The following is a 13,258-nucleotide window of genomic DNA, read 5'->3' as shown; positions in this document are numbered from 1 at the left end:
GTGCGCGGGGGCTGGTCGCGCCCACGCGGCGGAGCCGCAGATTGAGCACGGCCCCGCGCCCCTGAAGGGCGCGCTTACTGCCCGGCCAAGCCCGTATGGGCCACGCCCGCCACTATCTGCCTCTGGAAGAAGACGAAGACGATGATCAGGGGCAGGCCCGCCATCAGGCCGCCGGCCATGAGCTGGGCCCATTGGATGCCGTAGGAGTTCATGACGGTCGCGATGCCGTTCGGCATGGTCATCAGGTCGGGGTTGTTGGTCACCATGTACGGCCAGAGGAAGTTGTTCCACGAGGCGATGAACGTGAAGATGCCGACCGCGGCGAGGGAGGGGCGGGAGAGCGGGAGGACGATGGTGAAGAAGACGCGCCAGCGGCCCGCGCCGTCGATGAAGGCGGCCTCCTCCAGTTCGCGCGGGATGCCCTGGAAGAACTTGTAGAGGATGTAGACCATCGCGGCGGGTGCGCACTGCGGCAGGATCATGCCCCAGTAGGTGTCGACCATGCCCATCTGCTGAACGGTGGTGAACAGCGGCACGCCGAGGACGGCGGGCGAGATCATCAGGCCGGCCATGACCAGGCCCATCAGGGGCTTCTTGCCGCGGAACTCGGTGCGGGCGAAGCCGTATCCGGCCAGTGCGCTCACCAGCAGCACCACGGACGTGACACAGACGGAGACGACCACGGAGTTGACGAACCAGTTGGTGATGTTGCCGGTCTCGAAGAGCGCCTTCCAGGCCTGGCCCGTCCAGTCCTGCGGGAGCCAGTGCGGCGGGACTTCGACGGCCTCGGTCTCCGACTTGAGGGACGTGAACAGACCCCATGCGAACGGGGCGAGGAAGACGGTCGAGACGGCAGCACCGAGCAGCGTCAGCACGATCTGGCTGGGGGTCCACGCCTTGCGGGGCTTCACCGGTACGGCGGTGGTCATCGGGCGGTCTCCTCACGGGTGCGCAGCAGCCACATCCGGGCGAGGGCGACGGCCGCGATGATCACGAAGAAGATGACGGAGATCGCGGAGGCGTAGCCCACGCGGTAGCTGGTGAAGCCCTCTTCGAGGGTGTACTGCACGAAGGTGCGGGTCGATCCCTCGGGCCCGGGGAGGAAGTCCATCATCACGACGGCCTGGTCGAAGACCTGGAGCGAGGCGAGGATCTGAAGGGCGACGACGAGGCCGGTGATGTTGCGCAGCATCGGCAGGGTGATGTGGACCATGCGGTGCCAGGCGTTCGCGCCATCCAGTTTGGCGGCCTCGTACAGGTGGCCGGGGATGCCCTGGAGCGCGGCCAGGTAGAGCAGGAAGCTGAAGCCGACCGTCCACCACAGGGTCTGGATGACGATGGCGAGCATCGCGTACGACTTGTCGTTCAGCCAGGGCGTCTCGATGCCGAAGACGTGATTGATCATTCCTGTGCCGGGGTTGAAGAGCCACTGCCACAGGTTGGCCGCGACGGTGGACGGCAGCAGGAACGGGGCGAAGAAGCACAGCCGCCACAGCCACTTGCCGCGCTCGATGTGGTGGGCGAGCATCGCGAGGAGGAAGGCGAGGACCGTGATGCAGGGGACGACCAGGAGCGTGAAGTACGCGCTGTGGCCGAGGGAGTCCCACACCAGCGGGTCGTCGAGGGCCTCGCGGTAGTTGTCGAGGCCGACGAAGCTCGCGCCTTCGCCCGAGATGTTGGCGTCCGTGAAGCTGAGGTAGACGCCGCGCAGCAGCGGCCAGATCACGAAGAGCGTGAACAGGACGAGGAACGGGGCCACGAACCAGCCGCCGTGCTGGAAGCCCTGCCGTCGGCGGAGGGTGGCGCTGCCGGCGGCGGTCCTGGCTCGGGCGGGTGCGGCGATGGTCTGGGCGCTGGTCGCCATCACGCGGCCGCACCTCCTTCCGCGGCTGTGTGGCCGTCCATGGGGTTCTTCATGGCGAGGAGTTGGGTGAGCGCGCCCTTCATCCGGCGGGCGGCGGTCTCCGGCTTGGTCGAGCCCATCGTCGAGGCGGCGACGATCGGGCCGACGCGCTGGGCGAGGATGCCGGTGGAGCCCGCGAACCACACCTTGGGCTCGGTGGCCTGGTGGTCCATGGCCGACACGTACTCGCTCTGCGGGTTCAGCTCCTTGTACGCGGCCGTGGAGAGGGTCGGCGTGTACGCGGGGATGTGGCCGCCGGCGGCCCACTGCTGGGCGTGCCGGACGACGTAGGCGGCGAGTCGGTGGGCGGCCTCGTTGGTGGCGCCGCCGCGGTCGGACTGGTGCGGCAGGACGAAGGCGTGCGACTCGGCGTGGGTGGCCTGCTTGCCGAAGACGGGCGGCAGCGGGGTGGCTCCGTAGTCGAGTTTGGCTCCGGAGTAGACCGGCACCGACCAGTTGCCCTCCCAGACGAAGGGGGAGCCGTTGAGGAACTGCTCGGCGCCGGCGGCGCCGGCGAAGCCCGGGTCGGAGTATCCGTCGGCGATGTGCCTGCGCAGGAACTGAAGGACCTGGGTGGCCTTGCCGGTGTCGAAGGTGACGTCGGTATGGGCGGCGTTGAACCAGGTGCCGCCGAGCTGGGTGTAGAAGGCGACGAAGAACCACCACTGGAAGTTCTGGTCGTTGGCCCACAGACCGATGGTCTGGAGCCCCTTCTTCGTGGCCTTCTTCGCCTCCTTCAGCACGTCGAACCACTCGTCGGCGGAGGTGACGGGCACGATGCGGCCGTCGTCGCCGAGCAGCCCCGCCTTCTTCAGCACGTCCTTGCGGTAGAAGCAGAGCTGGACGTGGATGTCGAGCGGGAGGGCGTAGAGCTTGCCGTCGATGACGGCGCGCTTCCACAGCGCGGGGTTGAAGTCGGCTTCCCGTACGCCGTACTTGGCGAGCAGGTCCACGTCCCAGGGGTCCAGGAAGCGGCCGGGTGAGAAGCCGGTGACCCGGCCCAGGTGCATGACGCCGAGGTCGGGTGCGCGGTTGCCCGCGGCGGCCATGGCGAGCTTGGTGTAGAAGGGGCTGCCCCACTGGAGGGTGGAGTCCTTCACCGCGATGTCCGGGTTGGCCTCACGGAAGGCGTCCAGCATCGCGATCATGTTGGACCCGTCGCCGCCGCTGAAGAGGTTCCAGTAGCGCACGCGGGTGTCGGCGTCGGCGGCGAGTGCGTCGGCGCCCGTGCCGAGCGCGGCGAAGCCGAAACTGCTCGCGACGAAGAGTCCTCCGAGCCCGCCGAGAAGCTGCCTGCGATTCAGGTCAGGTCGTCCCATGCCCTGCCCTTGCTGTCGTGTTCGATATATCGGTAGGTGCTCGTGACTTCGAACGGGACCGTAAGTTCGAAGCGCTTGCGCGTCAATGGCCGGTCCGGAACTTGGGGCACGACTTTCGGGCAGAAACGGTCGTTCTCCGCTGAACTACCGGCGTCGGATCGCATGACGCGAAAGCTTTCGGGCGCGTAGTCTCGGAGGCGCGGCCAAGCCGTCGGCCGGCGGTGAGAAGGGGGAGCGATGGGCATCGCGGGCGGGCGGATCAGGGCGGCCCGGGTCATCGCCGCGCTCAGGTGGTCGCGGCGCGGGTCCGCCATGCGCGGCCTGGCCGCCGGGCTCGCCGCCGCGGTCCGGGCGCGGGAGCAAGTCCCGTCCGATGTGCGGTCGTTGTGCCGGGCGCTGTGCGAGGAGATGAGCGCGCGGCGGGGCGGGCGTCCCGTCGAGCTGCGCTTCGAGCGGTTCCCCGACGAGATCGAAGTGACCGGTCTGTGGGTGGAGTTCCAGGACTTCGACCTGGTCATCGTCGAGGAGCGGGCCGAGGCGGTACAGCAACTGGTCATCCTCGGGCATGAGTTGTGGCATCTGCACGCGGGACACGGGCATCACCACGGGGCGGGTGCGGCGGCGGCCCACGCGTTCGCCGACCGGCCGGGGTGGGAGGACGTCGCGCTGGGCGTGGCCGCCCGCAACGGCTCCCGGGAACGGGACGAGGCCGATGCCGATGCCTTCGGCCATCGGCTGGCGGCGGGGTGCCGGGCGCTGCTGCCGGGCGGGCGCGGCCCGGACGTGCCCCTCGAACCCGTTCAGCGGTCGCTGGGCTACCGGCCGCGAGGAGGTGCGGCACCGTGACGACGGTGGCGCTGACCCCGGCCGAGTTCGTCAACCAGTTCTACCCGAACTTCTGGTGGATCCCCGCGGGGGTCCTGGCCGCCGCCCTGGCCATCAAGCTGCCGAGCATCATCCGGCTCTGGAAGGACCCGATGCTGCGCGCGGTCGGCGGGCTGCTGCTGCTCGCCTGTGCGGTGTTCGTCTTCGTGGCGCCGTCGACGATCGCCCGGGTCAACCGGCTCACCGGCGTGGCGAACTTCTCCGGGCCCTGGGTCTACTCGCTGCTCACCGCGTTCTGCGCCTTCTGCCTGCTGCTGATCATCTCCTGGCGCAACGGCCTGTCCGACCGCTCGGACCGCACCCGGCGCGCGATGCGCGGGGTCGTGGCGGTCTATTCGGGTGTGATCGTCGCGATGTGGGTGCTGTTCGCCCTCGCGGACGTGCCGGTGGAGCGGCTGCGGGATCTCGACACGTACTACGCCAACACCCCGTACATGCGCGAAGTGATCGTGCTCTACCTGCTCGCGCACACCGTGGCCGCGCTGGTCACCAACGGGCTGATCTGGAACTGGGTCCGCACCGACGGGCTCGACTCGCTGCTGCGCTGGGGGCTGAAGTTCCTCGGCGTGGGCTACGCGGCGCAGTTGCTCTTCGACGCCGCCAAGATCAGTGCCGTGGTGGCCCGTTGGTCGGGGCGGAACGTGGACTGGCTGAGCACGGCCGTCGCCCCGCCGCTCGCCTGCCTGTCCGCCGTGCTCATCGCGGTCGGCTTCATCCTCCCGCACGCCGGGCAGTACCTGCACGGCCGCTGGCACGTCCGGCTCGCCCACCACGAACTGCGGCCGCTGTACCTGCTGATGAGGACGGTCAACGGCACAGGGGTCCCGTTCCTGCTGCGCGCGACGCCGGAGCTGCGGCTGGTCCGCCGGGAGACGTTCATCCGCGACGTGCTGCTGCCGCTCGCCCGGCACATCGACGAGGACCGGCGCGAACGGTTCCACGACGCCGCCCTCGCGCTCGGCCACCCGCCCGACCTGGCGAAGGCGCTCGCCGCCACCGCGGCGATCCTGGACGCGGCCGACGCCAGGAACCGGACACGGGAGGACGACGGCACCGGTGCCCGTGACACCACGGACCTGCTGCGCGAGATCGGCGCCGTGTCCCGGGTCCTGCGCCGCACGGAGGACCTCCGGGCGGTCCGCGCCCTGGCCCGTGACCACACGGACGGCAAGTCGCTCACCGGCTGACCGCGCCCCCGGGTCGCCCCCGGCGGCCACGGGCACGACGGAATGCACGGACGCGACCCGCACGGGGGCCGCGCACGGAACGTGAAGGTACGGTGAGAGCCGTCCGGGGCGAGGCCTGCATGGCTCGAAACCGGTGCCGGCGGACGGGTGTTGTGCGCCGCGCGGCTGTGGCCGGACGACGGGGAATGCCCTCAGGGCAAAGGAGCCTTCATGGCTGAGTGCGGGGAGTCGCATGTCGCGTAGAGCTGTCGTCATCGGTGCGGGTCTGGCCGGCATGCTGGCCGCGGCGGCCCTGTCCGCCGTCGCGGACGAGGTGGTCGTGCTCGACCGCGACGATCTGCCCGAGGGGCCGGAGCACCGCAAGGGCCTGCCGCAGGGACGTCACGCGCATCTCCTCATGGCCGGCGGCCTGGCCGCCATGGAGGACCTGGTGCCGGGCGTGAGCATGCGCAAGCACCTGCTCGCCGCCGGAGCTCACGAGATTCCGCTCGGCTCGGGCATGGTCGCCCTCACGCCCGAGGGCTGGTTCCGGCGCTGGCGTCACCCCGGACCGCGGATGCTGACCTGCACCCGGGCCCTGCTCGACTGGGCTGTGCGCGGCGCTGTGCTGGACAACACCGGGGTGGTGATCCGCGGGGCGCGGGTGCTGGAGCTGACGGGGTCGCGGCAGCGGGTGACCGGGGTCCGCCTGTCGACCGCAGCCGGTGAGGAGGAACTCGCCGCCGACTTCGTGGTGGACGCGAGCGGACGCGGCTCGCGGATCGTGACCTGGCTGGCCCGGCTGGGCGTCGACGACGTGCGCGAGAAGACGGTGGACGCCGGCCTGGTGAACGCCACCCGTCTCTACCGCACCCCCGAGGGGGCCGGGCGTTTCCCCCTGACCATGGTGCAGGCCGACCCGTATCAGGGACGGCCCGGCCGCAGCGGCATGGTGCTGCCGATCGAGGGCGACCGCTGGATGGTCAGCCTCGCCGGCACGCGGGGCGGCGGTGAACCGCCGTCCGACCCGGACGCGTTCCACCGGTACACCCTGGACCTGCCCGACCCCATCGTGGGCCGGCTGATCTCCGGCGCGGAACCGCTCACCGAGGTGCATGTCAGCCACAGCACCAGCAATCACCGGCGGTACCTGGAGAAGGTCCGCTGCTGGCCCGACCGCCTCGTCGTCCTCGGTGACGCGCTGGCCACGTTCAACCCGGCCTACGGACAAGGCATGTCGGTGGCCGCGCTGGGCGCCCGGGAGCTGGACCGCGAGCTACGGCGGTCCGGCCTCGGCGAGCCCGGGCTCGCCCGGCGTGTGCAGCGGCGGGCGGCCAGGCCGGTGGAGGCGGCGTATGCGATGGCGGTGAGCCAGGACGTCTGGTACCCCGGGACGCGTGGGGGCTCGCCCGGGGTCGCCGACCGTCTGGTCACCGCCTACACCCGCCGCATGATCCGCACGGCGACCGGGTCGTACACGGCGGCGTCGGCGGTCTGGGACGTGATGAGCATGACGACGGGACCGACCCGGTTGCTACGGCCCTCGACGGTCCTGGCGACGCTGAGCGGGCCGCCGTTGCCGGCGGCGGTGGGGGCGCCGCTGACGGAGGACGAGCGGGAGGTCCTGCGGCGGCTGGACCGCACGGGACGCTGAGGCAGGACGGTCAGGTCCGGACTGGTCCGCTCCGGTCCGCTCCGGTCCGCTCCGGTCCCCGTCCGTGTAGTCACGTGCGGACGTCCGGGGGCCCGGCCGCCCTCGTCCCGCCCCTGGTCAGCCGGCGAACGCGGGCTGTGCCAGGCCCTTGCCCGCCCCGGGCACCACGAACAGCGAACCCGCCAGCGCGGGCGGCTCGGCCAGCCCCGCACGGGCCGTGGTGATGTACAGGTCGGTCAGATCGGGCCCGCCGAACGCGCAGGCCGTCACCAGCGGCACCGGCAGCTCGATCACCCGGTCCAGCTCACCGCCGGGTGTGTACCGCCGCACCGCCGAGCCCTGCCACAGGGCGACCCACACGCACCCCTCGGCGTCCACGGTCAGCCCGTCCGGGAAACCCGCACCCTCCTCGATCCCGGCGAGGGTCCGCCGCCCGGAGATCCGCCCGTCCGCGTAGTCGAAGACGTCGACCCGCCGGGTCGGGGAGTCGATGTAGTACATGAGCCGCCCGTCGGGGCTCCACCCCGTGCCGTTGCTGACGGCGACGTCGTCGAGCACGACCTCCACGGCGCCCTCGCCGGTGACGCGGGACAGCGTGCCGCCCCCCGGCGCCTCGTCGTAGCGCATCGTGCCCGCCCACAGCGCGCCGTCGGGCGCGACGGCGGCGTCGTTGGCGCGGCGGCCCGGGACCGGCTCGTGATGGAGCCAGCGGAAGCCGTCGTCGGCGTCGAGGAGTCCGATGCCGTCGCGCAGGTTGAGCACCAGCCCGCCCCCGGCCCGCGGCTTGACCGCGCCCACGTGCTGTTCCGTCCGGCGGACCGTGCGGCGCCCGGTGACCGGGTCGTAGGTGTGCACCCGGCAGCCGAGGATGTCGATCCACAGGAGCCGGCCGGCCGCCGCGTCCCAGGTCGGCCCCTCGCCGAGCTCGGCCTGGGCCCGTACGGCGACCTCGTACGGCGTCGTCGTCATGCCGGGCTCCGGTGACCGAGGTGCTCGGACAGCTCGGCGGCGCCCTTCGCGGCGAGCTGTTCCAGCTCGGCGCGGCGGTCCTCGCTCCAGCGGATCATGGGCACGGAGATCGACAGGGCGGCGACGACCTGGCCGGCGCGGTCGCGGACCGGTGCGGCCACGCAGCTCACGTCCGGGTTGGACTCGCGGTTCTCGACCGCGATGCCCCGCTCACGGATCTCGGCCAGGGTCTCGCGCAGGGCGGCCGGGTCGGTGATGCTGTTGGGGGTCATCGCGACCAGCTCGGCGCCGTCGGGGAACCGCGCGGCGAGCTCGTGCTCGGGAAGGGAGGCCAGCAGCATCTTGCCGACGGAGGTGCAGTGGGCGGGCAGCCTGCGCCCGGCCGCCGACACCATCCGCACGGCGTGCGTGGAGTCGACCTTGGCGATGTAGATGACGTCCGTGTCCTCCAGGATCGCCACGTGCACCGTCTCGTCGCAGGTCTCGGCGACGGACCGGGCGACCTGCTGCCCCTCGGCGGCGAGGTCGAGCTGCTCGGCATAGCGGGCGCCCAGCTGGTAGGGGCGTACGCCGAGCCGGTAGCGTCCGGGCTGGCCGGGCATGGGGACGATGTACTTCCGGGCGGCGAGCGTGGTCACCAGCTCGTGCACGGTCGTGCGCGGCAGCTGGAGCTTGCGCACGATGTCGGGGGCGGAGAGCGTCCCGTCCCCGTCGAGAAAGAGCTCGAGAATGTCGAGAGCCCGGGTCACGGCTGGTACGAGGCGTCCCACGACCGGCCCCCTCCCTATATGTCTCAGGCGCCTGTGTTCGCGATATCAACGTTCGAGATATCAACAGGCGATCGGCATGACGAACACAGGCTAGCCATAGAGGTTTGCCCGGGCAATGGGCAGAGGCAGACCGGCACCGGTTTCCCCTGCGTACCGACAGGGGAAGACCGGCGCCGGCTGCCGGGTGCGCCGGGCCGTGGATCAGGGGAAGTCGGCCCTGGCCTTGCTGACGAGACGGGTCAGGTTGCCGCCGCCGGCGATCGCGTTGTAGTTGCCGAAGACGCCGCCGTTGGCGCCGGCACTGGCGACTCCGACCACGAAGGGGCCCTCGGGCCAGAACCCGAAGACGGGGCTGCCGGACATGCCCTTGAGGAAGTCACCGGTCTTCGTGATCAGCATGCGGCCGCCGCCGAGGTCGAAGTCGTCCTCGTCGAGGAAGAAGCCGGTCTGGAAGTTCGCCGCCGTGGCGTGCAGGAGCGGCTCGTAGGCGATGTTGAACCAGTTCGCGGTCTCGTTGTCCCAGCCGGCGTCGTACGTACGGCAGCCGAGCGACCCGAAGGCGTCGCCCAGCCTGCTGTCCAGCACGACGACCGCGTAGTCGTCGTCGGCGTTGCTGTACGTCACGTCCACGATGTGCTCGTAGGCCATGATGTGGGTCGCCCCGGCGGTCGCGAGCTGGGTGGAGCCCTGGACCATGCTCACGGAGACGGTGAGCTGCTGCCAGTCGATGCAGTGGCTGGCGGTCAGCACGTGCCGCGGGCCGATCAGCGCCCCGGATCCGCCCTTCGAGCCGGAGAAGACGTGACAGGCGAGCACCCAGGGGAAGGAGCGGTCGTCGTAGACGCGCCGGCCGTCGGGGTTGAAGACCAGGAGCGGCTCCAGTTCCTGTGCGGCGAAGACCAGGCGGGGAGGTTCCCCGATCTCGAAGCGGTTCGGTTCGAGCCGGATCTCGCGCTGGTTGTCCGGCATCGACGGCTGCAGCTCGACCGCCGGCTGGTCCTCGGCCGTCGGGGTCTTGACGGGAACGACCGTGCTCCTGGGCAGCTCCACGGGCTTGTAGCCGTTGGGGTCGGGGGCGCTGTGCTGGGGGACGTGCAGCTGAGAGGTGCGGATTTCCGCGGCGGAGAGCGGAGGGCGGTTCGAGTCCTGGTTGCCAGGCATGAGAGTGCTCCACGGGGGAGGGTGCCGCTGAGAGGGGCGCGGGGCTGTCGGCGGCGCCGGCCCGCGCCGGGCATCGGGGGCGACCCGATGAAGTTGAATGTTGTGCCGTCCTGTTGAGGACTCCGCACGGGTTTCGGCCCGGCGTTCTTTTTCCATCAAACCTCGGATCGCCCCGTCCCGCATACGCACATCCGGGGCCGTACGAGAGGGAGATGAGGGTCCGCGCGGGGGCCGGTGCGGCCCGCCCCGCTGCGGTTGCGGCGGTCTGTGCCGCGTGCGTCACTGGCGGAGACCCCACCTTCTCGCTTCGAGGGGCACCACCATGTCCGATCTTCTCCCCCACCGCATCGGCGCCGTCTGGTCCGACTTCTGCGCCGTCTCCCCCAGCCCCGAACTGCGCGAGCGGTTCCAGGAAGAGCAGCAACGCGTCGAGTCCGCCTCGTCGCTGGGCGGCCGTTACGTCATGGGCGGCGGGCCGCGCTACCCCGGACTCGACGACGGCATGATCAAGCCGGCCGACGAGTACCCCATCGGCACACCGCGTGAATCCATCGCCGCCGCGGCGGCCGAACGCGCCCCGCTCACCGGGGCCATACGCGTGGTCGTCATCCTCGCCGACTTCTCCGACAAGGAGATGACGGCCAGCCAGGAGCACTTCGAGAAGCTGTTCTTCTCGCTCGGCGACATGCCGAACGGCAGCGTCCGGGAGTACTTCCGGGAGGTGACGCACGGACTGGTCGACATCGTCGGCGAGGTCGTCGGTCCCGTGCGGCTGCCGAAGAAGCTCTCCTGGTACGCCAACGGCAACTTCGGCATCGGCCGTCCCTCCGGCGACCCCAGGGCGCAATTCATGGCCCGGGACACCGCGGTCACCGCCGACCCGCAGATCAACTACGCGCCGTACGACAACGACGGCAACGGCTTCGTCGACGCCTTCATCGTCGTGCACGCCGGAAGGGGCGGTGAGGTCACCGGCGACTCCGGGGACATCTGGTCGCACAAGTGGGTCCTGCCCAGTGCCTACAACGCGGACGGTGCGCGGATCTTCGCCTACCTCACCATTCCCGAGGACGCGAAGATCGGTGTGTGCGCCCACGAGTTGGGGCATCTGGTGTTCGGCTTCCCGGACCTGTACGACATCGACGGCACGTCTGAGGGCATCGGCAACTGGTGCCTGATGGCGGGCGGTTCGTGGGGCATGGGTGGCGAACGGCCGACGCACCCCTCGGCCTGGTGCAAGGTCGACCAGGGCTGGGCGACGGTGGCCAACGTCACCGGCTCCACGAGCCTGTCACTGCCGGACGTGAAGAACAGCCACCAGGTGCACCGGGTGTGGACCGGCGGGCTGCCGGGCAGCGAGTACTTCCTGCTCGAGAACCGCCAGCGCACCGGCTACGACACCTCACTGCCCGGCGACGGCCTGCTGATCTGGCACATCGACGAACACCAGCCGGACAATGGAGTACCGGCAACACCTCGTTCGGTGCGGCCACCGCTCCGAGTTCGCACTCGCACGCGGGCGCCCCGACCGGTGTCTCCGTCACCAACATCTCCGTGTCCGGCCCCACGATGACGGCCACCGTCGATGTCACCGTACCGGGCCCCGTCCACATGCCGGTCCACGCCGGCGCCTCGCGCTCGGAGCCGGCCACCGACGTCGGTCTGCCCGAGCTGGTCCACGCCCTCCAGGCCCGGCTTGAGGCGCTGGAGCGGACGGTGAGCGGCGAGGCTCTAAGGCGGGAGGCGTTCGCCGAGGCGGGTTCCCGGCCGGAGTTCGACGGCGCGCCGGGGGCGGTGGAGGCGGCCGCGGGCGGCAGGCTCCATACCTATCGCCGCTCCTAGGAAGCGCGGAGGTGACCACATGGTGCAGGCGATCGAGAACCTCACCGCGCTGACCGCCCGCCTGGTCACCTCGGAATCGCATGCGCAACTGGCGGGCTGGGACCGGCTGGTCGTCGACGTGCTCGATGCCCGGCCGGTCGCCGGCTTCGCCGACCTGCTGTCCCGGTACGCCGGTGAGCGGCTGGAACTCGCCGCACCGAGCCGGCTCGTGGCGGGCCTGGCCCCGGGCACGGTCATCCGGCTCAGGGCGAGACTCGCCGGCGGCCGGGCGATGGCGGAGAAGCAGCCGCCTCCGGGCATGTTCGTGACGGAGCCGCCCCGCTGAAACCCGTACTCAAGTCCGGCCCCGCCGCCCCCGCACCGCCCCCAGCTCCCCCCGCAACCGCTGCGCCCGCAGCACCAGCTCCAGTTCGAAGCGCCGGTCGGGGTCGTCGATCTCGTCGCCCCACAGTTCGCGGATCTGGCGGAGGCGGTAGCGGACCGTCTGGGGATGGACGCCGAGGCGGGTCGCGACCTCCGGTGCTCCGCCCCGGGTCTCCAGCCAGGCCAGGAGGGTCTCCGCGAGGCGGCGGCCGTGGGTGGGGCCGCAGTGGGTGAGGGGGGCCAGGCATCTGAGGGCCAGGTCGTCGATGAGTTCCTCGGGCTGGAGGAGGACCAGCGCCTCGGTGTGCTCGGTGCAGTAGAGGACCTCGCCCGAGGGGAGCAGGTCCCGTTCCATGAGGCGTACCGCGGCCTCGGCCCAGCGCAGCGACTTCGCCGCGTCGGCGAGCGGGACGGGCGGGCCGATCGCGCCGGACCAGCCGGCCAGGGCCCGGTGCAGCAGTTCGGGGCGCCCTGCCGCGTCCGGCTCGGGCACGACCATGCGGGGCTGCTCGTACTCCATGTCGAGCAGCACCCCCTGGCCGACCGCGGGGGCCATGGCCTCCCGGGCGGGGCGCAGCAGGACGCCGACCGCGACCTTCTCCGGCAGGGGCCAGCCGATCCGGGCGGCGCGTTCGGTGAAGGCCTCGGTGGGGTCGCCGCGGTGGTGCTCGGCCAGCAGGAGTTCCATCAAGCGGCGCTGGAGGCGCAGGCGTTCGCCGGCCTGGCGGGCCGCGGCCTCGGCGTAGCCGCGTACGGACTGGTCGACCAGGCCGTCCAGGTACTCGTAGCCCGCGTCGACGAGTTCGTACATCGCCGGGGGCGGGATCTCCACGCGCTGGCCGATGTCGGCGAAGCGGCGCCAGGCCAGGCGTACGCCCATGCGGTAGATGGCTTGGAGGGAGTCGAGCGAGCGGCCGTTGAGCCCCTCGCCGCGGCCGAAGTCCTGGAAGACACCGGGCGGGACGGTGGGACGGCCCTCCGAGTGCTCCAGGTGCTGCACGAAGACCTCGATGGCGCGGCGGATGCCGACCAGGGCCATGGGCTCGCCGGAGTCGTCGAGGACGACGGGCAGATGCGGGTACTCGCGCTGGATCTCGCGGAGGATCTCCTCGGCGAGCGCGGGTGCCTCGGCCATGGCGATCGCCGCGAACCGGCGCACCTGGAAGCGCGGTACGTCGTGCCAGGCGGAGCGCGTGGTGACGGTTCCGGTGCGGGCGGCCGTCACC

13 protein-coding genes are annotated in these 13,258 nt (G+C 71.2%); 6 read left to right on the top strand and 7 right to left on the bottom strand.

The window, feature by feature from the left end; all coding sequences use genetic code 11:
- Positions 1-74 precede the first annotated feature (74 nt).
- From QC385_RS27415 to QC385_RS27405, 3 genes are read right to left on the bottom strand one after another with little or no spacing between them, the layout of a single operon-like run.
- Complete coding sequence (locus QC385_RS27415) at positions 75-929, bottom strand: carbohydrate ABC transporter permease (RefSeq protein ID WP_279544041.1); 855 nt, start codon at positions 927-929, stop codon at positions 75-77.
- Complete coding sequence (locus QC385_RS27410) at positions 926-1,864, bottom strand: carbohydrate ABC transporter permease (RefSeq protein WP_279544040.1); 939 nt, start codon at positions 1,862-1,864, stop codon at positions 926-928. Before QC385_RS27410 ends, QC385_RS27415 begins: the two co-directional genes overlap by 4 nt.
- Entirely contained in the window at positions 1,864-3,222 is a 1,359-nt protein-coding gene (locus QC385_RS27405; protein WP_279544039.1) for an extracellular solute-binding protein, read from the bottom strand. Before QC385_RS27405 ends, QC385_RS27410 begins: the two co-directional genes overlap by 1 nt.
- A gap of 237 nt (positions 3,223-3,459) precedes the next feature.
- Here QC385_RS27405 and QC385_RS27400 point away from each other — a divergent pair, with 237 nt between their 5' ends.
- From QC385_RS27400 to QC385_RS27390, 3 genes are all read left to right on the top strand, one after another.
- Complete coding sequence (locus QC385_RS27400) at positions 3,460-4,068, top strand: toxin-antitoxin system, toxin component family protein (protein ID WP_279544038.1); 609 nt, start codon at positions 3,460-3,462, stop codon at positions 4,066-4,068.
- The gene (locus QC385_RS27395) at positions 4,065-5,294 is read left to right on the top strand and encodes a DUF6545 domain-containing protein (RefSeq protein ID WP_279544037.1); all 1,230 of its coding nucleotides are present in this window, start codon (positions 4,065-4,067) and stop codon (positions 5,292-5,294) included. The genes QC385_RS27400 and QC385_RS27395 overlap by 4 nt, the downstream gene beginning before the upstream one ends.
- A 232-nt stretch (positions 5,295-5,526) precedes the next feature.
- Positions 5,527-6,927: an FAD-dependent oxidoreductase gene (locus QC385_RS27390; protein WP_279544036.1), complete on the top strand. Its 1,401-nt coding sequence runs from the start codon at positions 5,527-5,529 to the stop codon at positions 6,925-6,927.
- A 117-nt stretch (positions 6,928-7,044) separates the two neighbouring features.
- On the opposite strand, the gene QC385_RS27385 is transcribed toward QC385_RS27390, so the two are convergent.
- From QC385_RS27385 to QC385_RS27375, 3 genes are all read right to left on the bottom strand, one after another.
- Positions 7,045-7,896 carry an SMP-30/gluconolactonase/LRE family protein gene (locus QC385_RS27385; RefSeq protein WP_279544035.1) on the bottom strand — a complete coding sequence of 284 codons (852 nt, stop codon included), beginning with the start codon at positions 7,894-7,896 and terminating at the stop codon, positions 7,045-7,047.
- Positions 7,893-8,666: an IclR family transcriptional regulator gene (locus tag QC385_RS27380; protein ID WP_279544034.1), complete on the bottom strand. Its 774-nt coding sequence runs from the start codon at positions 8,664-8,666 to the stop codon at positions 7,893-7,895. The genes QC385_RS27385 and QC385_RS27380 overlap by 4 nt, the downstream gene beginning before the upstream one ends.
- 201 nt (positions 8,667-8,867) lie before the next feature.
- A complete protein-coding gene (locus QC385_RS27375; protein WP_279544033.1) occupies positions 8,868-9,827 on the bottom strand; it encodes a trypsin-like serine peptidase in 960 nt (319 codons plus the stop codon).
- Positions 9,828-10,149: 322 nt separating this feature from the next.
- On the opposite strand from QC385_RS27375, the gene QC385_RS27370 reads away from it, so the two are divergent.
- Genes QC385_RS27370 through QC385_RS27360 form a run of 3 tightly spaced genes read left to right on the top strand, consistent with a single transcriptional unit; the run spans position 10,150 to position 11,994 of the window.
- Positions 10,150-11,400 carry a M6 family metalloprotease domain-containing protein gene (locus QC385_RS27370; RefSeq protein ID WP_279544032.1) on the top strand — a complete coding sequence of 417 codons (1,251 nt, stop codon included), beginning with the start codon at positions 10,150-10,152 and terminating at the stop codon, positions 11,398-11,400.
- Positions 11,382-11,669, top strand: coding sequence for a hypothetical protein (locus QC385_RS27365; RefSeq protein WP_279544030.1), 288 nt, complete (start codon positions 11,382-11,384; stop codon positions 11,667-11,669). The genes QC385_RS27370 and QC385_RS27365 overlap by 19 nt, the downstream gene beginning before the upstream one ends.
- Before the next feature lie 19 nt (positions 11,670-11,688).
- Entirely contained in the window at positions 11,689-11,994 is a 306-nt protein-coding gene (locus QC385_RS27360) for a hypothetical protein (protein ID WP_279544029.1), read from the top strand.
- 9 nt (positions 11,995-12,003) lie between these two features.
- On the opposite strand, the gene QC385_RS27355 is transcribed toward QC385_RS27360, so the two are convergent.
- On the bottom strand, positions 12,004-13,257 hold the full coding sequence (locus QC385_RS27355; RefSeq protein WP_279544028.1) for a PucR family transcriptional regulator: 1,254 nt from the start codon (positions 13,255-13,257) through the stop codon (positions 12,004-12,006).
- Position 13,258: the final 1 nt, after the last annotated feature.

Origin of the sequence: Streptomyces sp. DH10 (assembly GCF_029813805.1) — a bacterium.
GTDB classification, from domain to species: domain Bacteria; phylum Actinomycetota; class Actinomycetes; order Streptomycetales; family Streptomycetaceae; genus Streptomyces; species Streptomyces coeruleofuscus.
This window is presented reverse-complemented; position numbering and strand designations above follow the sequence as displayed.

Excerpts from the sequence above, each read along its gene's own strand:
- QC385_RS27415 (WP_279544041.1), bottom strand. The coding sequence starts at position 929 with ATGACCACCGCCGTACCGGTGAAGCCCCGCAAGGCGTGGACCCCCAGC.
- QC385_RS27410 (WP_279544040.1), bottom strand. The coding sequence starts at position 1,864 with ATGGCGACCAGCGCCCAGACCATCGCCGCACCCGCCCGAGCCAGGACC.
- QC385_RS27405 (WP_279544039.1), bottom strand. The coding sequence starts at position 3,222 with ATGGGACGACCTGACCTGAATCGCAGGCAGCTTCTCGGCGGGCTCGGA.
- QC385_RS27400 (WP_279544038.1), top strand. The coding sequence starts at position 3,460 with ATGGGCATCGCGGGCGGGCGGATCAGGGCGGCCCGGGTCATCGCCGCG.
- QC385_RS27390 (WP_279544036.1), top strand. The coding sequence starts at position 5,527 with ATGTCGCGTAGAGCTGTCGTCATCGGTGCGGGTCTGGCCGGCATGCTG.
- QC385_RS27385 (WP_279544035.1), bottom strand. The coding sequence starts at position 7,896 with ATGACGACGACGCCGTACGAGGTCGCCGTACGGGCCCAGGCCGAGCTC.
- QC385_RS27375 (WP_279544033.1), bottom strand. The coding sequence starts at position 9,827 with ATGCCTGGCAACCAGGACTCGAACCGCCCTCCGCTCTCCGCCGCGGAA.
- QC385_RS27370 (WP_279544032.1), top strand. The coding sequence starts at position 10,150 with ATGTCCGATCTTCTCCCCCACCGCATCGGCGCCGTCTGGTCCGACTTC.
- QC385_RS27360 (WP_279544029.1), top strand. The coding sequence starts at position 11,689 with ATGGTGCAGGCGATCGAGAACCTCACCGCGCTGACCGCCCGCCTGGTC.